16 protein-coding genes and 1 tRNA gene are annotated in these 23,414 nt (G+C 41.4%); 11 read left to right on the forward strand and 6 right to left on the reverse strand.

Features of this window, described 5'->3' with window-relative positions; all coding sequences use genetic code 11:
- Window positions 1-367: 367 nt before the first annotated feature.
- Window positions 368-1,291 (reverse strand): tRNA (5-methylaminomethyl-2-thiouridine)(34)-methyltransferase MnmD, encoded by a 924-nt coding sequence (locus RMY64_RS22155; protein WP_322701113.1) that lies wholly within the window; start codon window positions 1,289-1,291, stop codon window positions 368-370.
- A gap of 199 nt (window positions 1,292-1,490) precedes the next feature.
- Between RMY64_RS22155 and RMY64_RS22160 the strand changes: the two genes are divergently transcribed.
- Both RMY64_RS22160 and RMY64_RS22165 read left to right on the forward strand, forming a co-directional pair.
- Window positions 1,491-1,907, forward strand: a complete 417-nt coding sequence (locus RMY64_RS22160) for a hypothetical protein (RefSeq protein WP_322701114.1) — start codon at window positions 1,491-1,493, stop codon at window positions 1,905-1,907.
- Between the two features lie 397 nt (window positions 1,908-2,304).
- The gene (locus tag RMY64_RS22165; protein ID WP_322701115.1) at window positions 2,305-3,126 is read left to right on the forward strand and encodes a sulfurtransferase; all 822 of its coding nucleotides are present in this window, start codon (window positions 2,305-2,307) and stop codon (window positions 3,124-3,126) included.
- Between the two features lie 104 nt (window positions 3,127-3,230).
- On the opposite strand, the gene RMY64_RS22170 is transcribed toward RMY64_RS22165, so the two are convergent.
- A complete protein-coding gene (locus RMY64_RS22170; protein ID WP_416211848.1) occupies window positions 3,231-4,562 on the reverse strand; it encodes a hypothetical protein in 1,332 nt (443 codons plus the stop codon).
- A 676-nt stretch (window positions 4,563-5,238) separates the two neighbouring features.
- Here RMY64_RS22170 and RMY64_RS22175 point away from each other — a divergent pair.
- From RMY64_RS22175 to RMY64_RS22190, 4 genes are all read left to right on the forward strand, one after another.
- Window positions 5,239-6,732, forward strand: a complete 1,494-nt coding sequence (locus RMY64_RS22175) for a FecR domain-containing protein (RefSeq protein WP_322701116.1) — start codon at window positions 5,239-5,241, stop codon at window positions 6,730-6,732.
- Window positions 6,733-7,064: 332 nt separating this feature from the next.
- A complete protein-coding gene (gene gor / locus RMY64_RS22180; protein ID WP_322701117.1) occupies window positions 7,065-8,441 on the forward strand; it encodes a glutathione-disulfide reductase in 1,377 nt (458 codons plus the stop codon).
- Between the two features lie 94 nt (window positions 8,442-8,535).
- Window positions 8,536-9,171 carry a YqiA/YcfP family alpha/beta fold hydrolase gene (locus RMY64_RS22185; protein WP_322701118.1) on the forward strand — a complete coding sequence of 212 codons (636 nt, stop codon included), beginning with the start codon at window positions 8,536-8,538 and terminating at the stop codon, window positions 9,169-9,171.
- A gap of 105 nt (window positions 9,172-9,276) precedes the next feature.
- Window positions 9,277-10,425 (forward strand): histidinol-phosphate transaminase, encoded by a 1,149-nt coding sequence (locus RMY64_RS22190; RefSeq protein ID WP_322701131.1) that lies wholly within the window; start codon window positions 9,277-9,279, stop codon window positions 10,423-10,425.
- Window positions 10,426-10,433: 8 nt separating this feature from the next.
- Here the strand turns inward: RMY64_RS22190 and RMY64_RS22195 are convergent, their stop codons facing one another.
- Together RMY64_RS22195 and RMY64_RS22200 are read right to left on the reverse strand one after the other, a co-directional pair.
- Complete coding sequence (locus RMY64_RS22195) at window positions 10,434-10,988, reverse strand: hypothetical protein (protein ID WP_322683964.1); 555 nt, start codon at window positions 10,986-10,988, stop codon at window positions 10,434-10,436.
- Window positions 10,989-11,882: 894 nt separating this feature from the next.
- Window positions 11,883-12,521 carry a GNAT family N-acetyltransferase gene (locus tag RMY64_RS22200; RefSeq protein ID WP_322701119.1) on the reverse strand — a complete coding sequence of 213 codons (639 nt, stop codon included), beginning with the start codon at window positions 12,519-12,521 and terminating at the stop codon, window positions 11,883-11,885.
- Window positions 12,522-13,866: 1,345 nt separating this feature from the next.
- On the opposite strand from RMY64_RS22200, the gene RMY64_RS22205 reads away from it, so the two are divergent.
- The 3 genes from RMY64_RS22205 (at window position 13,867) to RMY64_RS22215 (ending at window position 18,801) form a co-directional block, all read left to right on the forward strand.
- Complete coding sequence (locus RMY64_RS22205) at window positions 13,867-17,397, forward strand: response regulator (RefSeq protein WP_322701120.1); 3,531 nt, start codon at window positions 13,867-13,869, stop codon at window positions 17,395-17,397.
- 68 nt (window positions 17,398-17,465) lie between these two features.
- Complete coding sequence (locus RMY64_RS22210; RefSeq protein ID WP_322675302.1) at window positions 17,466-18,680, forward strand: hypothetical protein; 1,215 nt, start codon at window positions 17,466-17,468, stop codon at window positions 18,678-18,680.
- Window positions 18,681-18,730: 50 nt separating this feature from the next.
- A tRNA-Gly gene (locus tag RMY64_RS22215) sits at window positions 18,731-18,801 on the forward strand.
- A gap of 258 nt (window positions 18,802-19,059) precedes the next feature.
- On the opposite strand, the gene RMY64_RS22220 is transcribed toward RMY64_RS22215, so the two are convergent.
- A complete protein-coding gene (locus RMY64_RS22220) occupies window positions 19,060-20,106 on the reverse strand; it encodes an ABC transporter permease (RefSeq protein WP_322675301.1) in 1,047 nt (348 codons plus the stop codon).
- A 106-nt stretch (window positions 20,107-20,212) separates the two neighbouring features.
- A complete protein-coding gene (locus RMY64_RS22225; protein WP_322691342.1) occupies window positions 20,213-20,731 on the reverse strand; it encodes an adenine phosphoribosyltransferase in 519 nt (172 codons plus the stop codon).
- A 604-nt stretch (window positions 20,732-21,335) separates the two neighbouring features.
- Between RMY64_RS22225 and RMY64_RS22230 the strand changes: the two genes are divergently transcribed.
- The gene (locus RMY64_RS22230; protein ID WP_322675299.1) at window positions 21,336-21,962 is read left to right on the forward strand and encodes a DUF3038 domain-containing protein; all 627 of its coding nucleotides are present in this window, start codon (window positions 21,336-21,338) and stop codon (window positions 21,960-21,962) included.
- The gene (locus RMY64_RS22235; RefSeq protein WP_322701121.1) at window positions 21,959-23,389 is read left to right on the forward strand and encodes a DUF4335 domain-containing protein; all 1,431 of its coding nucleotides are present in this window, start codon (window positions 21,959-21,961) and stop codon (window positions 23,387-23,389) included. Before RMY64_RS22230 ends, RMY64_RS22235 begins: the two co-directional genes overlap by 4 nt.
- Window positions 23,390-23,414 lie beyond the last annotated feature (25 nt).

The raw sequence follows: 23,414 nt of genomic DNA on the forward strand, positions 1-23,414 counted from the left end.
TCGCAGCATGTATCTTTTATGTTACGAACAAGATGTATCTTGTTGTCAAATTTTTTGCTTTTAATTCCAGTATTATAAATTATCACAAATGTTAAATCAGGTTTTTTACGGAGATTTTTTAGCCTCGTGGCGTCAGAAACCGTTGTAATTGAACAATTTATATCAAAATATCGGATTTTGAGTTTCAAGTCTTTATAGTAATCATTTAGATATAATTTTTTTACTCAGTTATAGGAATAATCTAGTACCGTAAAATATGATGTGATATTGAATACTAACATATAGTTAAGCTATTTGACTCGTAAAAACTCGTTGAATTAGGCTTGCAGTCCATAGACGTAGCATATTGTATGATATTGTAATCAAACTACAAACTAGTTCCCATAAAATCCCTACCTTGTGTTCCCAATAACCACCTTTTTCGCCAATGAGAGGAAGGTTCTAGGCAAGAGGTTTCTTGCTCCTGTTGTCGCCGCCTGACTATGACTTCAGTTGGATCGCTCAATTGAGGATCGCGATAGGGAATAGCAGCACGAGTTAGCAAGTGTTCTTTTTCAACTTCTGAAAGGGTAGTGAATAGGGAGTCGTCTTTGGACTCAGCATTTTGAGAATGTGTTGCCACGGTACCAGGCGATCGCCTTCCTACGGGTGGGGTAGAAGATATAACCAAGCCAGCAGACAAAAGTGCTGTGCGTACAGCAGCAGCACAAGAATAGGTGGCTAATAAACCATCTGGATGTAAACACAATGAGAGTTGTTGAATAAATTCAACAGTCCATAATTGAGGACACTGTGGTGGTGAAAAGGGATCGAGGAAAATTGCATCTGCCCAGAAACCCGACTGACGTACTAGCGCGATCGTAGTTCTAGCATCGCCAATTAGTAGCTTCGCTTTCAGGCAAGGTGTCTGCACTTGATGCTCAAAAGCTAGCTTTTTCAAAATTTCAATATAGTTACAGTTCCAATTGTCGAACAACTGATGGGCGATCGCCGCTTGTGGCACTGCTGGATTCAGTTCTAAACCGATTATTTCAACACAACAACTAGGATTCACGTTCCAAATTGTTTGCAAAGCAGCAGCTGTGTTATATCCCAGACCATAACAAACATCCAATAGTCGCAAGACAGGTTTTTGCGCTGCTGTAGCCAGTTGAGTAGGTTCTACAAACTTGCAAAAACTTTCCTGCGTAGCTCCATAATGGCTGTGAAAGGATTCACCAAACTCTTGAGAGACAAAGGTGAAGGAGCCATCTGCTGTTAACTTAGGTGTAAAATTCTCTATGTCTGACATTTAACAAAAAACTAAATTAGGACTTACGTAAGTGTCATATTTTTTTGATATAGGTTGTCCAGAGTAAAAAGTCAAGAGTCCAGAGTTTTTTGACCTTTGAGCCTTGACCGAATAATGGGGAAATTTGGGATAATTAAGAAACCAAATGAATCAACTATCGAATCCATAAAACTAGAGTACGAGAAGAAAACAATATTTGATGAAAGATGAATTCAATAAAGGGTATATGAATAAAATAGAACTGGATAAAAAATTAAATCATGGAGAACAATGGGGGTATAAAAAAGAAACTGATAATGATGAATACTTAGGCTGGATTTTAATTAATAAACTCCCGAAGTTGACATTTACACCGAAGAGAGAAGATTACTTAGAAGAATCCCTCTATTTAATCAAAATCAGAGAAGCCGAAAAAAGACAGAAAACACCATATCATGTACTTATCAAAGAACTACGGCGAGATGTTCATGAAAGCGGAGAATATGAAACAGGAGAGGACATTAGGCAAAAAGATAACTATTACTTTTCTTATATAGATGAATTAGAAAAGTTTATTGAGGAATTAGGATACAGCTTTGATAATATTAAGCACAGAAGTGAAATAGATGCACCTTAGTAGAATTAATTGAATCGATTCTGTAGTTTGGGTCGAACAAAGCAAAACCCAACATTACAGATGATGGTTTTTTGCGGCATGGCGGCTAATTAAGAGCAATTCTACTCGTCTTTGCCATCCCCGATACAAAGGAAAAATATCTGCATTTCGTTAACTAAAGAAAGAGCAAGCTGTTTGGCAACTTAGTATTCGTTCCTTAACCCAACCTATAAACGATCGCTAGACTTCGGTACAAAAGATGATAAAGTCATCATTGGTAACGTTATCCTACAGTACAAAAACCTGATTAGCACGATCGCAACTGATGACATTGCCACCACCAACCAAGCACAAACAGTAGTAATAAATCGTATTTGTGCCAGTTGCGTAAGTCCTTTAAGATAATGCCCAATTCCCAATGCCCAATTCCCAATTTGTTGTTTCGCCAGCTTGGCTGTTTGAACATCTAGAAGATCCACAAGTCGTTATTGTGGATTGTCGCTTTTCTTTAGCCGATCCACAACTAGGACAACAACAGTATCAAACCAGTCATATAGAGGGGTCATATTACTTAGATTTGAATCAGGATCTTTCCAGTCCAGTGGGTAAGCATGGCGGGAGACATCCTTTACCTAACCCTAATGATATAGCTAACAAATTGGCAGCGATTGGGGTAAATTACCAAAAAAGTTTAGTTGTAGCTTATGATGATTCGCGCTTTGCCTTTGCGGCTCGTCTATGGTGGCTGTTGCGCTATCTAGGACATGAGCAAGTAGCAGTACTAGATGGCGGTTTGGCTGGATGGCAAGAAGCTGGATATTCTGTCACAGATGTTATTCCTCCCCCGCGGATGGGTAGATTTGTCGCTCAAGTACAAACAGAAAAGGTGGTAGATATTACAGCCGTGAAAAGCCGGAAAGATAGCCACGAGGTAGTATTGGTAGATTCAAGAGAGAGCGATCGCTACCAAGGCGAACGAGAGCCAATCGATCGCATTGCTGGACATATTCCCGGTGCAGTCAACTATCCCTGGCAAGAAGTTACAGACTCTTCCGGCTACCTACTCCCCCCAGAAGAACAACACCGTCGCTGGGAAAAGCTAAAAACAGCCGAAGAAATATTGGTATATTGCGGTTCTGGCGTTACTGCTTGTGTGAATTTACTTTCTTTAGAATTAGCTGGTATTAGCAAGGGTAAACTTTATGCTGGTAGCTGGAGTGATTGGATTTCTTATTTATAGTCATTAGTCATTGGTCATTGGTCATTGGTCATTGGTCATTGGTCATTAGTTTTTAATAAAAGATAAATCACAAAGGACAAATGACAAAGGACAAATGACAAATTTCAAAACCGACCTAATTGCAAACCATAATTAATACTGAAGAACCAACCATCAAAATCAATGTTTTCGGCGGTTGAACTACCTAAACTTACTCCAGCCTGGACATTCATATAAATGGTATCGGATATTTGGTAATTTAAGTGTCCGAATAGTCGATAAAATTCGTCTTCTCGATCGCGCTGTGTAAAGTCTGATAAACTCATTTGGTAGTCAACACCAACCTGGAGAGGCTTTTGCAAGTAGTAGTTCAGAGATACCCAAAAGGAATTGATTATCCGATTACGACTTTGGGGATCGGCAAAATTTACACTCAACTCGTAGAAGCTATCTAGGGTTAATCTTGAAGTTAGGGGATCTCGGCGTCCCAAAGATAGCTGTAGGGAATTTTCATTTAAAAAGCGATCGCCTGCTTTGAAGCTATCGGGGCGATCGCTGCTATTGGCATAAAATAACTGTTGATTGCTCCAACGGATTTCTCCAAACATTCGTTGGGATAGCTGCTGGTAAAGACTGAGATTGAATCTCACCTGATTGTAATGATATTGTGACTGATTTATATAACGAATCAGATTGCCATCGATTGAGCCATTTAAAAAAGTCTTAGATCCTAAAGGAAAATATGTAGAGGCTAATGTCAGTCCAGAAATAATTAAACCATCTTCTATGGGACTATCATTTGATGAAAATATGTTATTCGTTTGGAAGTAGCCGACACGTCCTTGTAGATAACCGATAGGTTTAAACTGAGGTACAGGTTGTTCTGTTGGTGGTGGTAGCTGTTGTTCTAAGGGTTGTTGTTCTAGGGGTCGTAACCGCACCCGTAACCCCAATTCGCGATCGCTATTAGATTCAAACGGTTGTTTTGGCGATCGTAGCAGTTCTATCAACCTATCTCGCCTTTGAGAATACTCTCCCTCAGGTAAATTTAATAGTTGCTCCTTTGAGTCTGAAGGAGATATGGGCAAATTATTTGGCGGAGATTCTAGCTGTGGCGGTTCATTTTGCTTTTGAGTATCTATAGGTTCTTCGGTTTGATCCGGGATTTGAGTCGTTTCTGGTGTTTGCTGTGCTAGATTTAACGGCATCTGAGAGTCTAAAGTATGTGACTCACTCGACAGCTTGCACAAAGAGTTAATTGCTTTTTGCTCCAACTTATGACATAACTGCTCATGAGTTACCTGTATAGTTGCTAAATGATTAGAATGCAAAACATCTGTAATTGCAGATTCTGACGCATCTACTCTAATGCAACACCAGCTTCCACCACTGGACGTTAACAAAATACAAAAAAACAAATTTTTCCAGTTCTTGAGTCGCATCTGGTTAGATCGCATTGATTGCATTTGGCAAATGTAGACCCACAAGCTGTATCAGAAGTTCCGACTACAAAGATACAGTTGATTGTATCTATATTTAGCTTTGTAGGTATATACTGAAACTACAAACTAAAATTACTGCTTTTCGGATTTTTCCCTAGATTTTTTTGTCAAACTGAGATGTTCCGATAAATTGCTGTTTAAATTTTAGTGAAATACAGCTAGTGGGTAATTTAACAATAAATTTTTAGAAAGTTATTGTCCCTCATAATTAACGATCCTCTAACTGAACTGATTATAAAGGATTATATGTAAGGTACTTCTGATTTAATTATTTATATCAAATACTAAGTTTTAAATATGCTATAGACTTTATTGGATACAATTTCATCTTCAGCAGGAAAAGTTAAATCAACTAAATGCATATTAAGTACATATAGTAATCAGTAATCCAATTTTATTCATGAAGTTGCTTACTTAGAGAAGGAACAGTAGACAGGAAAAAAAGCAATAAATGTGTACTGAGTGTTTTCAAAAATTAAATTTGAGTCATTTATTTCACTTATTATCTATTTTATGCATTAAATCGAAATTAAAATTTAAATTAATTTACCTAAAAAACTCTTACAACAATTAGCATTAGCTTAAAATTTAATTTTTATGATATTAGTTGAAGGTCAAAAATTGTCAAACTATGTTTTATAAATCGTTTCCATTATTGGTGATTGGTTTATGGGGACTTATAGTACTGCCTCTACCAAATCGGGTAAACGCTACAACTCCTCTAACGCGAGCAGAGATTCAGAACCTCCGCAACATCGTACAACTGATACCCAAAGATAAATTGAAGAAACGTCCTGCACGCAAATTAGATGCAATGACCCCTGGAGACGGGTTGTCAACTGGTCGAGCTTCTCTCGCAGATTTGCGTTTTAATGATGGCTCTTTAGCACGAGTTGGAGAACAGGCGTTATTTCAATTTTTGCCGAAGACTCGTGACTTTAAACTGACAAATGGGACTGTGTTGTTGCTCATCCCACCAGGAAAGGGGCAAACACGTATACAAACACCAAATGCAGCAGCAGCAATTCGTGGTTCAGCATTATTTGTACGCTACGACCAACAAACAGACACCACAATTGTAGGTGCGCTAACAAATAGCGGCATTGAAGTTTCTAACAAGAAAGCTTCTCAAACTCAGGTGTTGGAAGCAGGACAAATGGTGATTATAATTAAAGGCGAATTTCAGAGATTATATGATTTTGATCTCAGAAATTTTTATGAAACGAGCCAGATGGTTCGGGAACTTGATTTGAACAGGCAGAGTCCTGTGCCTACACGCGATCCTGCAATCACCAGTGTTCAAGCCGAAACTGCTGCGGCTTTAAAAGCACAGTCACCTATAAAAGGCGAGGGAGTATTTGAAATGAATCTACCTCCTACACGCAACACCCCAACTGAGACAACATCCGACGCCCCAGCTAAGACAACACCCGACACTTCAGCTAAGACAACACCCGACACCCCAGCTAAGACAACACCCGACACCCCAGCTAAGACAACACCTGTAACCTCAACAGATCCAACACCCGACACCCCAGCTAAGACAACACCTGACACTCCAGCTAAGACAACACCTGTAACCTCAACAGATCCAACACCCGTAACTCCAACAGATCCAACGCCCGTAATACCCGTAACTCCAACACCTGTAACCTCAACAGATCCAACACCCGTAACTCCAACAGATCCAACGCCCGTAATACCCGTAACTCCAACACCTGTAACCTCAACAGATCCAACACCCGTAACTCCAACAGATCCAACACCAGTAACTCCAACACCAGTAACACCAGTAACACCAGTAACTCCAACACCTGTAACACCTGTAACACCAACACCCGTAATACCCGTAACACCCGTCACTCCAACACCTGTAACACCAACACCCGTAACACCCGTCACTCCAACACCTGTAACACCTGTAACACCAACACCCGTAACACCCGTAACTCCAACACCTGTAACACCCGTCACTCCAACACCTGTAACACCCGTCACTCCAACACCCGTCACTCCAACACCCGTCACTCCAACACCCGTCACTCCAACACCCGTAACACCTGTAACTCCAACACCCGTAACACCCGTAACACCCGTAATTCCAACTGACTCTCCAAGTACATAAAAATTGCTAATGGGGGTAAAAAATGCTACGCAAAAGCCCAAGACAGTACGTTTTGTCATAATTTTGCCTAATTCCTGTGGAACTTAGCTGCTCCAATGCAGTAGCACAAACTTATACTCGATTAGGGGAAGAACTATACAACTGTTAACTACTGCCTTTACTGCCGCCAAAGCAAAAAGTGATATTCCCTACGACCAGATAGCATCTGCTAACGCTAGATTAAATCAAGGACAGGACTTACACAGCGTTCAACGGATATTCTTATATAGTTCAATCACGTTCTGTGTGTAAGTTCCCAGGAACTCACTTGTTGCTAAAGAGAACATAAACTTATGACTTTTGATTACGACCTGTTTGTAATTGGTGCGGGTTCTGGAGGTTTGGCGGCTTCCAAACGAGCGGCTAGCTACGGCGCAAAAGTGGCGATCGCTGAATATGATTTAGTTGGTGGCACTTGTGTGATTCGCGGTTGCGTTCCCAAAAAACTCATGGTCTATGGCTCTCACTTTCCCGAACTGTTCAGTGACGCTTCAGGCTATGGCTGGAAAGTAGGTAATGCTGAGTTTGACTGGGAATATTTCATTACATCTATAGATAAGGAAGTTCGGCGACTATCGCAACTGCACATAAGCTTCTTGGAAAAAGCCGGAGTAGAACTATTTTCTGGTCGCGCCACATTGGTAGATCCTCACACCATAGAAGTTGATGGACGTAAAGTTACAGCAGACAAAATTTTAATTGCTGTTGGTGGGCGTCCCGTCAAGCCAGATTTACCAGGGATGGAACATGGCATTACTTCCGACGAAATCTTTCATTTAAAAGAACAACCAAAACACATCGTTATTATTGGTGCTGGTTATATCGGCACGGAATTTGCTTGTATTATGCGCGGTTTGGGTTCTGAGGTGACACAAATTACCAGAGGTGAAAAGATTTTAAATGGTTTTGATGAAGATGTCCGCATAGAAATTGAAGAGGGTATGACGAACCACGGAATTCGCTTGATTAAGAATAATGTGGTGAAAGCAATTGAACGTGTCCCAGAAGGGTTGAAACTGACTTTATCAGGGGATGACCAAGAATCACTAATTGCCGATGTGTTTTTAGTAGCGACCGGTCGAACCCCCAATGTAGATGGATTAGGTTTAGAAAACGCTGGGGTTGATATTGTCGCTAGTTCTATCGAAGGCCCTGGATACCCAACCACAAGTGCGATCGCAGTCAATGAATATAGTCAAACTAGTCAACCGAATATTTTTGCTGTTGGCGATGTCACTGACCGAATCAATTTAACTCCCGTGGCCATTGGTGAAGGTCGCGCCTTTGCCGATAGTGAATTTGGGGATAATCGCCGCGAATTCAGCCACGAAACTGTGCCCACAGCCATATTTTCTACCCCAGAAGCCGCAACAGTCGGCTGGACAGAAGCCGAAGCACGGGAAAAACTCGGTGATACCGTCAAAATATTTCGCACTCGCTTTCGCCCCATGTACCACAGTTTGACTGGTAAGCAAGAGAAGACAATGATGAAGTTGGTGGTTGATGGCAACACCGACAAAGTTCTAGGCGCTCACATGGTAGGTGAAAGTGCCGCTGAGATTATCCAAGGTGTGGCGATCGCAGTCAAGATGGGCGCAACTAAAAAAGACTTTGATGCTACTGTGGGTATCCATCCCTCATCCGCAGAGGAATTTGTCACATTGCGGTAATAAGAGTTATGGGTTATGAGTTGAAAAAATAAACTCATAACTTAAAACTTAAAATTTATAACTTCTCACTCCTAACTCCTAACTATTAACAGTCTTGGACTACATATATCTTCACGGATTTGCTTCTAGCCCTAAATCTGCCAAAGCACGGGATATAGGCGATCGCTTTACCCAAATTCAGACAAGGCTGAAAATTCCCGATCTCAATGCTGGCGATTTTTCCCAATTAACAATTACTCGTCAGCTGGCTCAAGTTGCCACAGAATTCAGCAATGATTCTACACCAGTAACGCTTATTGGCTCAAGTTTGGGTGGTTTGACTGCTGCCCACTTGGGACAACAAAATTTACAAGTGCAACGCTTAGTTTTGCTAGCACCAGCTTTTGGGTTTTTATCACATTGGTTGCCCAAGCTAGGAGATGAAGAAGTACAGCGTTGGCAGCAAGAAAAATATATCATGGTCTATCACTATGGGGAGCAGCGATCGCTTTCCTTAAGTTACGATTTCGTTACAGATGCTGCCCAATACCAAGAAAAGTTTTTACAACGCCCTATTTCCACGCTAATTTTGCACGGAAAAAAGGATGAAGTCATCCCGATCGAAGCTAGTCGGGACTTTGCGCGCTCGCGTCCTTGGGTAGAGTTAGTTGAACTCGACAGTGACCACGCCTTGGGTAATGTTATAGAAGAAATTTGGCAGGCAATTCGCCTCTTTTGCCAATTACCTTGAAGTTGTAAAATATTAGACTCACACATAAATAATGTCTTTAGTCATTTGTCCTTTCTTAGTTACCAATGACCAATGACTAATGACCAATGACTAATGACTAAAACTATGCTTCCCTTCATCCGGTCAGATTTAGCCCAATTCAGTGCCTATAAACCTCATCCTAGCAGCGATACAGCCGATTCTGTCACCACACAGTTTGATCGGTTAGATACAAATGAAAGCCCCTACGATTTACCTCCTGAGTTAAAAGAGAAGCTAGCGTGGACTTATCAGCAAGTAATTGAAACAAATCGTTATCCTGATGGCGGGCATGAAACACTTAAAGATGCGATCGCACAGTACGTTAATCAGTCAGCCGACCTCTCATCATTCTTCTTTACTGCTGCCAATATTTCTGTTGGTAATGGTTCAGATGAACTAATCCGCTCTTTATTAATCGCCACCTGTCTAGGAGGAGAAGGGTCAATTCTTGTCGCCAATCCCACTTTCTCAATGTACGGGATTTTGGCGCAAACTTTGGGCATTCCTGTGGTGGCGGTAGGAAGAAATGAAACAAATTTTGAAATTGACATAAGCGCCGCACAGTCTGCGATCGAACAAACTCAAAATCCTCCGATTCGCGTAGTTTTCGTAGTCCATCCCAATTCGCCGACTGCTAATAGCTTAACTGAGGCTGAGTTAGCGTGGTTAAGAAGCTTGCCACAGCATATTTTAGTAGTAATTGATGAAGCTTACTTTGAATTCAGCCAAACTACCTTAGTAGGTGAATTAGTACAGCATCCTAATTGGGTGATATTACGCACTTTTTCTAAAGCTTTCCGATTGGCATCTCTCCGTATTGGTTATTGCGTTGCCCATCCCGAAGCGATCGCCATTTTAGAAAAAGTTCGCTTACCCTACAATCTCCCCAGTTTTTCCATAGCAGCTGCCTTAGTTGGTTTACAAAATCGTACACTCTTGCTGGAATCAATTTCCCAGATCCTGAGTGAACGAGCTAAACTCATCGAAATTTTATCCCAGCAACCGGAACTACAAATTACTCCAAGTGCTGCGAACTTTATTTACCTGCGTCTTAAACCAAATGGCTTTAATTCACAAGAAGCTGCTTTAAAAACTTTCCACCAGAAACTTAAAACACTCGGCACTCTTGTACGGCACATTAGCGGAGGATTACGAATTACTGTCGGAACGATAGAAGAAAACGCCCGCACCGTTAATCGAGTAAAAACTGCTTTGGCAAATTTATCATCTTAGCAATTTACTCAGTAATTAAACCTGCTATTTAACTCACTGCCCAAACGGCGTACTACTCCCACTGTTTGTGGCAGCACACCTACTAAAAGAGCAAAAGCAACATCCGGCAAAAGAGCCACTATTTCTGGTGGAAAGTATTGTTCAAATTGATCGAGAATCTTCTGCACTCGCTGCCCAGGCAGTGGATTTTCTGTAATTTGTTTGATCAATCGAATCCACTGTCGCCTAATCAAGTAAGCCTTCTGGCGTTCTTCATTAGATTCAGGAGTTAATAAAGAAAGATTACCTATGGGCAGTGCCCTTTGGCAATCACAATCGTAATCCCCACCCACAGCAGCCCCAGGCCCAGCAAACTCTGCATGGTAGCGTTTAAAGAGTATTAATCCATTTCGCCTACGACTATTGACGATGAAAACTTCTCCACTGTGCAAACGTGTAAGGATATCCGAGCCTTGCGATTGCTCAGTTCCGTCTGACATGACAACAGAGTCAAGGAAAGTAGTTTCAGGGTAATAAGTTGATACCATAGAGGTCTGATAGCGTCGATGCTGTTCGCTATCCATGTTTTTTAAACTTTTAATGAATGTTGTTGTAGTATGCACTTCAAAACGGAACTAGCTGTTATATCAAATCAAGTTTTTGAATTCTTTTATTATCAAGACCTTTCTGGTCAATCTAACTAAAAATAACAATATATAGGCGTTGTTTCAGTAATTGAGTGATTATATTTTATGAGATATAACTAGATTTGTCTGTAAACTCTACTAATGTTTTCTTAAAGTTTTTATAAAGATGAATATATGAATTACAAAGTTATTATGAGGAAGTAAGATTTCTTTCAACGTGATTTTGCGTTATGTTCCCATTATAGTCCATTTTCATCTATATCGAATGCTTTCAAAAATTTGTTAAGCATAAATGTCAAAAGGGAATTTAACATTTTTTAATATTAAAAATATTTACCAAAAAGATAATTTGTTTATAGCGACGAGGGCATTTTTCGTAAAAAGTTAAAATCAAATATTCTTCTGATAAAAAATTATCAAAAGCTTTTTACTCGCTTCGTAAATTAACAAACACGTTTAAGTTTTGATTTATTAAGACTCCTATTTGATTGCGTGAAAAAACTTAGTATAACTCAAAGAGCCTTCTTTCTCGTTAGCTCTTGCTTGCTAAATCAAGTAAATTCTGGAAATCAAAGCGGATTTATCTGGATATTTAGATAATATTAGCTAAATTTCTAATTAAACCCCGTTCATTTTAAAACCTAGAGTTATTAAAAAGAGTATATTATCTAGTCCTGGCTTGAGTTTTGAGCTTTCTCGGAGTCAAAATAATTATGGTTCTAAAGGTAGACGTGGTTTAGCTTAGTTTGTGTTTGATTACCGCTATGAGTTACAGATTTTATTGAATTAATTGGAATGGAATACAAAACTTGACAATTGCCAAAATAAAACTCAGAGAATGGAATCAGGACTCAGGCGCTTGTGCAATAACATCTGGCTTGAGCGTCTTAGAAGAAATGTATTCCAATTAGATTCGACTTTATGCACTCGATATCCCAGCTTGAAATAAAGCTGTCGTGCTTGATGGTTATTTTCTAAAACATGGAGATATAAGTCTTGAAATCCCCACTCGCGAGAGACTTTTTCACAGCTAGTAAGTAATCCTGAAGCCACACCATGTCTACGGTATTTTGGGTGAACCGCTAAATTAGATAAGTAAGGAAAACCTACACCAACCTCGCTCCATGAATCACTACTGTAGCGTACACCCATTTCCACACTTCCTACTAAGTTAGTAGCCTCACCAGTAGTAGCTTCAAGAGCAACTAAGCAAAGATGACGGGGCGCAGGTGATGCCATCCGATGCCTTAAGTCTTCGTAAATACCCAGACGTAGCAACGGAAAAGCCCATCCCCATATACCATTGTGGGAGTGAAAGCTTTCAGTAATAATTTGGGCAACACCAATCAAATCAGCAGGTGTAGCTGTACGAATTTGGAATTGGTAGCAAGCTGGATCGATTGGCTGTTGGTGGTATGGGTGAAAAAACCGATATTTCAAGGCTAGTTTAGTATTGATTTTATTCAACAAAAATTTTCTCAAATATCCTAAAACAAGATTTAAACTAAATCAGAACTTATAGAGTTGCCCAGGAGATTTAACTGAACCAATGTAGATTAAACAAATTTTACACTTTAGTTTGGAGTTTTATAACCTGCATTTTTGAAAGAGTATTAGAGGATGAATGAACAAGTATTTTTCATAACATCAAAGCCTCGGAAACCTAACCCCCCTAGCCCCCAACACTTACGAGGGAATGGCAGGGTGGTTTCATACGAAAAAAGAAAAATACATAAGTCTTGATTTCTTGTTTTGTGTCCAGGTTTTTCCCTCACTTCCATTCCTTTCCCCCACGAGGGCAAAGGCTTTGAAACACAGTTTTAGTTTTTCTCTGCTTGTATGAAACCACCCTGCCTTCCCTACGAGGGAATGGGGGTTTCAAAGCCTCTCCCCGAAGCAAAGAGGAATGGAAGTGGGGTTTATAGTATACTTTACGACTTTTCAAACATCCTCTTAGGAGTTACAACTTCATAAATCTATTTAAACCCAGTATATTCATTGCATACCTTCTTTTAGGTAGACAGAATATCAAACTGATTACCACAAAAACATCTCTAAAGTGATAGAGCTTTCAGCGAGTGGGCAGAGGAATAGCATAACTTATCTGTAAGCAGCATCTCCAAAATTGTTAAGTAAGTACACTATTGGCAAACTCTGGTTTCAAACTACCCTTGGTTACAGTACTGAACTTGTTTTTTGCAGTTACCGCACACTGATACTACTTTGCTACTAAGTCCTAGAAGTAAGCTGTACAGTTACTGTGACAAGAATCTGTAAGGTTTCCTAATCCCTAATCTCTAACTCCTCAACCACTTACCACTTGTCTTAATGATAGTTCTGATTGCTAAATTAGAAAGAGGTATTTGTCTAATAGTATACTTTGGCTTTAAATCTTATTGTTTTAATTTTGCTGGCTCTACCATGACTACCATAAATAAAATTTACCTGCAAGTGTTATTACAACAACTGTGGAGGGAAAACTTAATATGCAGCTTTATCTGGATTTTTCTGCTGGCTATGAGCGCTGTATGTATTATCAGACATTGCTCACAGGAGGTGAAAAAAGATTTGGCAAGCAAGCGTCGACTCTATAACACTAAAACTGACAATGAAAGCAATTACCCTGCACCAACGCAAACGGTAATCGGCACAAGCAATTGAGACGAATTACTGTGAGTAAACGCTCATACACTCAGCAGTCATGTAGCCAAACAGCCCTATTGGTCGAAATGCTCTGCTCTTACCTGACTCAGAAAAATCCTTACCTGATCAGATTATTCTTTATCCGACTGCCGTTGCAGCAGGAAAGCGGTGCATGAAATCCCAAGCAAACAGTAAGCCTAAAATTTTGGTTGTCGATGATGAACCAGACAACCTTGACTTGCTTTACCGCACTTTTTATCGTGATTATAAGGTGCTAAGGGCAACCTCTGGCCCTGCGGCCCTCGATCTGCTGGCTCAAGAGGGAGAGATCGCGGTGATCATCTCCGATCAGCGGATGCCAATGATGAGCGGTACAGAATTTTTGAGCCTAACAGCAACTCAATATCCAGATATTATTCGGATAATTTTAACTGGCTACACCGATGTCGAAGACTTGGTGGAAGCAATCAACGCTGGTAAGGTATTTAAGTATGTCACGAAACCGTGGGAAGCGGAGGAACTCAAAGCAGTGGTACGCCAAGCTTTGGATACCCACAATGTCCTCAAAGCTAGAACCCGCGAACTTACCCGCACACTCCGTCAAGAATCGCTGCTGAATACTGTTACCAATACGATTCGCAGTGCTTTAGACTACAGACAAATTTTGCAAGCAATTGTAGATACAGTGGGTGACATGTTGGAAGTGGATGTTTGTCTGCTACGTCCCTTCCAAGATGAGCAGTTGGCGGATAAAGGGTTTATTTATCAGAAGCCTCTTTCTGAAGAGACAGAGGTACAGGAGAGCAAAGGGGAAGTGGCAGTAAGTCTTTCCCCTCTGCCCGCTATATCCTCTGCAACTCCTCTGCCTCTTTTGGCTCAGACGGTATGGGAAACCCGCGAAGTCCAGGTGATTCACGATGCGATCGATGATGAGCGCATTCACGGTAACACTCCCGAACTGCGCGAACGGGGGCAAGCTTTTGCTGCTGCTAACATTTGTTCTAGTTTAGTTGTGCCATTGATCTGCCAACAAGAACTGATGGCAGTGCTAGCACTGCACCAGTGTTCTGTTCCTCGCTTCTGGGGTGAGGATGAGGTGCAGTTAGTGTTGATGGTAGCGGATCAGGCAGCCTTGGCTTTGTCTCAAGCTTATGCTTACGAACAAGTACGTGCCCTTGCCAAGCGAGAGAGCTTGATTAATACAATTACTAGCGCGATTCGCTCTAGCTTAGATCCTCAAGATATTTTTGCGGCTATTACCCAACAATTGGGACAAGCTTTACAAGTTGATGGGTGCGTCTTGTCTTTGTGGACAGAGGAAGATGAGTTTGTTGAGTGTGTGGGTTTGTATGACAGTTTTCAACATCTAGAAAATTTAAGAGCGCCAGCCCCAGATAATAATTCAAGTAGCAATCATCACTTATCAAACCAGAGATTACCCTATTCTCAAGCATCGATTCAGGAAAATCCCATCCTCCAACAAATGCTACAGACACATGAACCTGTGGTAATTGGTAATGTAAGCCATTCTCCCTCAGATGTGCGGGGTTTTGATTTACCTTTAAAAATGCCAGCGCGATCGCTAATGTTTGTGCCATTATTGGCTGATGGTAAATGTATCGGTAGTATTACTTTGCATGAAGGTAAAAAAGTACGCCAGTGGTTGCCATCTGATATCGATTTGGCGAAAGCAGTGGCAGCGCAAGCCGCGATCGCTGTGCAGCAGTCACACTTGTATCAAAAAACTCGCCAACAAGCTGAACGCTTACTAGAATTAGACAAACAAAAAACTGAATTTTTCCAAAATATTTCCCATGAGTTTCGTACACCCATCACCTTGATTCAAGGGCCTTTAGAGTCGGCGGTGGCGGCTGGTGAGGGATTATCTTACTCCCAAAGTGCGATCGCCCTGCGTAACTCCCGCCGCCTGCTGCGACTGGTAAATCAACTCCTGGATTTACAACGCCTGAATGCGGGGAGAATGCAGCCTAGCTTCCATCCCTGCGATCTAGTCGAATTTGTCAGCCAAATAGTTGAATCTTTTCGTCCTTATTGTGAGAAAAAGAGACTGCATCTCGTTACTCAGTTAGATGAGTGTTCGACGGTGTACTTGGACATGGAAAAATTTGACAAGGTGGTTTATAACCTCTTGTCAAATGCCATGAAGTTTACTCCTGAAGGTGGCACCATCAGTGTCAGACTAAAATCTGAGCGCGATCGCTGCATATTACAAGTGCAAGATACTGGAATTGGTATTGTTAAAGAACAAATTCCCCACCTATTTGAGCGCTTTCGCCAAGCTGAAGGTTCAGCAAACCGCTCCTATGAAGGCAGTGGTTTGGGTTTAGCTTTAGTTAAAGAATTAGTAGAATTACATGGTGGTCAAGTCACTGTGGAATCAGTTTATGGTGAAGGTACTACTTTTAGTTTATGGCTGGTGACTGGAAATGCTCATTTACATGCACAGCAAGTACTAGAAACGCCTACTGAACTGAATACAAACCGCGCTAGCGTAGAATTAGCTGATTTAGAACTAGTAGAGTCAACAACAGACAATATTGAAGATATTACAATAAACCTGTCCCCCAGTGTTGATACTCAAGATTCAGCACATAAGACTCAGCACTCAATTTTAGTTGTAGATGACAACCCCGATTTGCGAACCTATGTATCTGAAATTTTCCGCCGTAATGGCTATCATGTACAGACAGCTCGTAACGGTCATGAAGGGCACAGTAGAGCGAAGGAAATTCTACCCAGCTTGATTGTGACTGACTTAATGATGCCGTTGGTGAGCGGACTTGAGATGATTCAGATGATCCGCAATGAGGAGACGTTGAAAGGAACACCAATCATTCTGCTGACAGCGAAAGTAGATGAAGAAACCCGCATCGAAGGTACAGAACATGGCGCGGACGCTTATTTAGCAAAACCATTCAACGATCGGGAACTTTTGGCGGAAGTTCGCAATCTTTTAGCGTTGAAAGAAAATGAACGGCGAATTGTCGAGTTAAATACTTATCTAACAGAATCGGTGCTAAAGCGCTTTTTGCCTGCTGTATTGGTGCAAAAAGCCGCAACCGGAGACTTAACGTTAGATTTGCGCCCAGAACCACGCTTAATTACAGTTTTGTTTAGCGACATTGTGGGTTTTACACAGCTAGCAAATACTCTCAGATCCCGACGAGTTGCAGAGCTGCTAAATGAATATTTAGAAGCAATGACCAAAGTTGTATTTAGCAATGGCGGCACTGTAGATAAATTTATGGGAGATGCTATCTTAGCTTTATATGGAGCGCCGGAAGAACTAACCCCTAACGAACAAGTGCGTCGTGCCATTAATACAGCAAGAGCAATGCACCACTCACTGGCTGACTTGAACCAGCGCTGGCGAGAGCAAGGTGTATTCGATAGCGACAAACTTACTAGTGTACAGTTCCGGTGTGGTATTCACCAAGGTACTGCTGTTGTGGGAATGTTTGGTAGCGCTGAACGCGCCGATTATACTGCTATTGGCCCAAGTGTCAATATTGCCGCAAGGTTGCAAGCTGCCGCTGTTCCCGGTACGATTCTAGTTTCTGCTGCCGTAGCAGATTATTTGCAGGAAGGAGAAATTACTAAAGGGAGTCCGCTAGAACTTAAAGGAGTAGATGAAACAGTTTTGACTTTTGCTGTTTCACCAGAGGTAATGGTTAATCGCTAAAATTTAGACTGGTATTTTAAAGCATTACCAATGAGTAAAAGTGCATAATCATATCCAGTTTATATAATATGACACCATCGGTTGCAGACAAAACTCCAATTCCAGCCAAGGTCTGGAGACGACACACCGATCCACCAGGTTTGTGGATTTTTGTCGTTGTTAGTTCAGTCTCTCTGCACTTGCTGGTGTTCTGGCTGATGCGCTCATCTAATGCATTTAGTCTGTGGTTTCCCCAGCAAAATCAATCTGCTGTTCCCGTTGAATTGATAGACATTGCTCCTAAAACAACATCAACAATTAAATCAAAATCAACAGCCAAAATAGTTTCGTCAAAGCCACTATCCTCTAGTCAAAAGTCTGTACCAGCACGTTCATCACAAACAGCACGAACTACGCCTAGAAATGAAGATATTGGCGCAATAAATGCTTCTGAAAATCTCCAGAGAAAGAGCCGAATTTACGCCTCTCAACCTAATAGCGAACCTTCTAGACAGCAGATAGTCCCCACGCCAACACCGAAACCTATAGCTAAAGCCACACCGAAACCTACACCTAAAGCCACGCCGAAACCTATAGCTAAAGCCACACCGACACCGACACCTAAAGCCACACCGACACCTATAGCTAAAGCCACGCCGACACCTACAGTTCCAATCGGTAACTTACCCTGGAAGCGTCGTCAAGAAATTAAACTGGGAAAGGGAACACAACTACCAACAGGTATTCCATCAAATCGACCAGTTTTAGAACCTGAAAATAGAGAAACTCCAGCGCCTTCGACTGGAGAAACTCCAGCGCCTTCGACTGGAGAAACTCCAGCGCCTTCGACTAGAGAAACTCCAGCGCCTTCGACTAGAGAAACTCCAGCAACTTCGACTGGAGGAGCATCGGTAGCAATAGTAGCTCCCTTATCTAGAGATCAAGTGATTAGCTTGATACAATCAAAAGGATTCCGACAAGATGCTTTACCCGATGTTATCGCTTTATACAGGGGAAGCAACACAAAACAATTAGACCCAAGTTTTCTTGTCCCCAATTCGGAACTTGAACCAGCACAACTTTTGGCTAGCTTGATAATCGATCAGAATGGCAACTTTCAACAGGCTGTAGTTCTAGAAATAGAACCAGCAAAACTGCAAAGTGAAAAAAGTACATACGAGCAAGTCTTGAGGGAAGTTTTCAAAACAGAAAACTTTCTTGCTGCCCACAATAACGATGGCACAAAACCAGAATTGAGCAATTTGTATGTCAGGATCAAAATGCAACCCGCAAATTCCAACTAAATGCTTGAATTTTTACAAAAACTGTGTTAAACTTATAAAGTTGGAAATTTGCGGGCGTAGTTTAGTGGTAAAACTATAGCCTTCCAAGCTATTAATGCGGGTTCGATTCCCGCCGCCCGCTTAGAAAAAACTTTTAAATACACGAGTGCAAAAACCTAAGTCTAAATCTTAGTAAAATAATTAGTGAAACAGCAATTCACAATTTTTTGCAGCGTACAGAAATAGCTTGAAACTGAGAGTAGCCAAATTCTAGGATGAGGAATAAGCAACACTTTCTTCAACAACATCCGCACTCTGGCTATCTTTTTGTTGTTTTATAGTTGACAGAACTCTGGAAAACGCCCAATAAGTTTTGATTTTTTGAATTTTAGAATTGCTGCTAATTAAGATTTTCTAGGCGAATGCGTGGATCGGCTGCTTTGAGCATCAAGTCGGCGATTAAATTGCCAACAATCAGCAATACTGCGCCCATAACCAAGCTTGCCATTAATAAATATAAATCTTGAGCTTGTAAAGCCTGTAAAGCCAATCTCCCTAAACCAGGCCAGTTGAAGAAAAATTCGGCGATGAAGGCACCATTTAATAAACCAGCTAATTCAAAACCTAATAAAGTAATTAAGGGATTTATAGCGTTGCGCAGTGCATGAACATAGATGACGCGGTTTTCTGGTAAACCTTTGGCACGAGCCGTTTGGATGTAATCTTGACGCAGGACATCTAATAATTCGCCGCGAGTGATGCGTTGCAAACCCGCAAAACTAGTAATTGAGAGTGCGATGGTGGGTAAAATCATGTGCCAACCGATATCTAAGATTCTGCCAAACCACGACAGTTCTGAGTGATTGATGCTAGTCATGCTACCCACTGGAAAAAATGGTGAGGTGATTTGGGCTAAAACCAGCAGCGCTAAAGCAGTGATGAAACTAGGAAAGCCTTGTCCTGCGTAACTAATCACTTGTAAAATCCGGTCTGCTGGCCTATTTTGTTTGACAGCGGCAAAGATCCCTAAAGGGATGGCGATCGCCCATGTGACAATTAAAGATGCGATCGCTAATAGCAAAGTCGCTGGTACTCGTTCCCACAACAGCGATGCCACTGAACGTTGATAAATAAAACTCGTGCCAAAATCCCCTTTGGTCAAGATTCGCCATAGCCACAGCCCAAATTGCTCAGGCCAAGACTTATCCAAGCCAAACTGCCGTTTGATTTCCTCAATTCTTTCTGGAGATATTTTCGGATTTTGCCGTAGCGTATCTACATAATCACCGGGTGCGAGTTGAATGATGAAAAACGACAACGCTGACGCCAACAACAAAGTTAGCAGTGCCTGCAATAGTCGCTTTGCCACATAAACAAAAGTTTCGCTCGTGACTAGCCTGATTAGCCAATCCCGACCTGTCTCCAAGGAAATTTTCGTAGATGTCATTTATATTTTGTCCTTTGTCATTTGTCCTTTGTCATTCGTCCTTTGTCATTTGTCCTTTGCCAGTTGTTTTGCTATTGACCAATGACTAATGACTAATGACCAATGACTAATATTCAATTAAAGAGATAATCGGCACGTCCGGTAAATGTGTACGTCCTTGTAAATCCCGTAGCTCGATAATAAACCCAAATCCTACTAGTTCGCAGCCAATTTTCTGCACCAATTTAGCTGTGGCACTCGCTGTTCCACCTGTGGCAATCAAGTCGTCGACAATCAAAACTCGGCTACCTTGGTGTAAAGCGTCTTGATGCACTTCTAGGCAATCTGTACCATACTCTAGTTGATATTCAATTGAGTGAACGGCTGCTGGTAACTTCCCTTTTTTGCGGATGGGAATAAAACCAGCTCCTAATTTATAAGCTAGAGGCGAACCAAAAATGAATCCTCTCGACTCCATACCAATGACATAATCAGCTGTTATTTCAGCTTCATTGCATTTTTGTGCTAAAAAGTCAATAGTATAGCGCAGTCCCTCTGGGTCGCGCAGTAACGTAGTAATATCCCGAAATAAAATTCCGGGTTTCGGGAAATCTGGAATGTTACGAACGAGAGACTTTAAATCCATAAAATAGGGATTAGGGAATGGGGCATGGGGCATGGGGCATAGGGCATGGAGAGTGGGGAAGTGAGGGAGCAAGGGAAGCAGGGGAAGAAGAACTATTGATTATTGACAAATGCCCAATGTTCAATGCCCCTCAAGAATACTGAGTTCCGAGTTTCGAGTGCTGAGTGGGGGGGAGGGGAGAATAACTCTTAACTTTTAACTCAGCACTCAGCACGAGCTAAACGCCCCGCTATCGCTAACAGCACTTAGCACTCAACACTGTTTTGCCCAATGCCCAATGCCCAATTTCAGATACCTGAAAAATCGTACACTATAATGTCATACGCTGGGGGTCAAGTGGGGATAAAGGCTGAAGCTTCGCTCTTCATTGACGATAATTAGAATCTAAACCAAGCTATAAAAGGTATTTCACTAAGAAATGAGGTGAATTTAGTTATGTTTTAAAATTTTGATTTCAATATAGGGAAAACTTTGAGTAGAAAGAGTTAGGTAATGTATATATCAGGTAGTCATGCTACTGCCACAAGTCTAAGGCTTAAGTCTTGGCTACCGATCTTAAATTTGTTTTATCTAGTCTGTTGGAACCGCACAAGGTATTTATAGAATGAATGTTTCAGCAAGTTTAACGCCGTTCAACAGTCCAACCCAAGACTCACTGCCGATGATTCTGGACACTTTACCAGATCCTGCGATCGCTTCCAAAACGTGTCCTCGGAGAACCAGGCTGCAAATTGACCTGATTTTACTGGCAATTGAAGCTTTAGAACTTGGTGGTTCGGAAGCAATCCTGGCTTTTGCTCAAGAGTTGGATCTTAAAGGAATTGTTAAAGACAGGGTGAATTTATGGCGGATGCGTAGCTCTAACCCGCTACGAAGAGCGCACATACGCCGTCCCTTAACTATTATGGAAGCAAAAGCTTTGGTGGTCATTGCTTGCTACATAGCACGGCGTTTAACTGTTGTCATCCGTCAGTTATTAATGATATGTCAACAAATGGAAGAAAAACAGATTCCATTAGAACAGAATTTGCGGCTATCTAATTATTTAGAGCGGTTTAGAGCGCATTTTAAAAGCCGGATGAATGCTCGACGTTCTGGTGTACTCGCATTAACTTCTGATGAAAAATTAGATGCGCTAGCAATAAATTTGTTAGGACAATTACTATTTTGTACTGGTACTGCTGGAATGCAGCGGTTCTGGATTAGTCTTTTTGACGGTGAAGTAGAATGAATATTCAACGTAAGTACAGTCTACCTAATTGTACTCTTCTTTTAGAAGGGTTAAGTGATGTCACTAGGGCTGCACAGTTTCAGGAAATGCGCCCAGAATTATCAATATTGGTAAATGCAGAATGCTATTTATCTGGTTACAATCAACCTTTAACGGGAGGGCGAGAATTTTTTGAAAGTTTGGTGAGGGCTGTTAGTGGTTATGCTCAAGAATTTCTGAGTACTGTACCCAATCCGCAAGCACACAACCAGGAATCGGAGCTAGTAGAGTTTCAAAAAATTGACGGCAACCGCCACAGGTTAATCATATATTCAGAGAATGCTCCAGAGGGGTTCGATCGCTCTAATAATTCTAAACGTCCGCCGATTGAAATAGATTTGAATACGGTACAGTTGTTTGATTTAGTAGAAGCAGTAGATCAGTTTTTTGCTGATACTCAGACTTTACCAGAATTATCTCTAGAACTACAACCAGTTACTAGACGCTATGGCGGTGCCAGTCAGGCTGTAATTAGGCAGGCTGTTCCTGCGGCTATAGGAGTATCAAGTTTAGCAGTAGCAGCGATCGCATTTAACTTGATTCCACCTCCCCAAATTCGTCCACCACAGCCTAAACCAGATGAACAATCTAGCTCTACAACAAACAACCTTAATCCTCCAGCATCAGCAGCTGCAACACCCATCGCAGCTGCAACACCGACGACACCACCCACAGCCGATCAAAAGCCAGTAGTTAAAGATTTAGAAGCACTTTTAAATACAGTTCCAGAAATTACCGATCCATCCCAGCTGCGTGCATTGAATCGTCAAGTGTATAACCAAGTTCATCCAGCTTGGACTAAGCGTTCAGGATTGCAACAGGATTTAATCTATCGTTTAGGTGTAGCTGCGGATGGAGCGATCGTTGGTTATAAAGCGGTGAATAAAGAGGCCAATCAAGAAGTCGGGCAAACTCCTCTGCCTAACCTACTTTATAATCCTGCTAACCGCGCTCCCATTTCTAATGAACCAATCGCCCAATTCCGAATAGTGTTTACTACAAATGGTGTGCTGCAAGTTAGCCCTTGGCGAGGATATGCTAAGACACCAGAGGTAGTCGGTGCTAAAATTACTGACTCTAATATCACTAAAGGTTTAAATCAAAAGCTTTATAATACAGTTCGTCAAACCTGGAGTGGCACCCCCACCTTTACGCGAGATTTAAAATATCGAGTAGCAGTCAACAAAGATGGTGTAATTGCTGACTATGAACCACTTAATCAAGTCGCATTTGATTATTTCCGAGAAACACCTCTTCCTAAGATGTTTAACGACATCTATGGTTCTAATGTAGCTCCTCCCAATGACAAAGAACCTCTAGCCCACTTTCAAGTGATATTCAAGCCTAACGGCAAGCTTGAAGTCACTCCTTGGAAGGGATATCAGTAATTGGGTATGGGGCATGCCCAATGCC

The sequence above is a fragment of the Nostoc sp. DedQUE08 genome (assembly GCF_034530895.1).
Lineage (GTDB): Bacteria > Cyanobacteriota > Cyanobacteriia > Cyanobacteriales > Nostocaceae > Nostoc.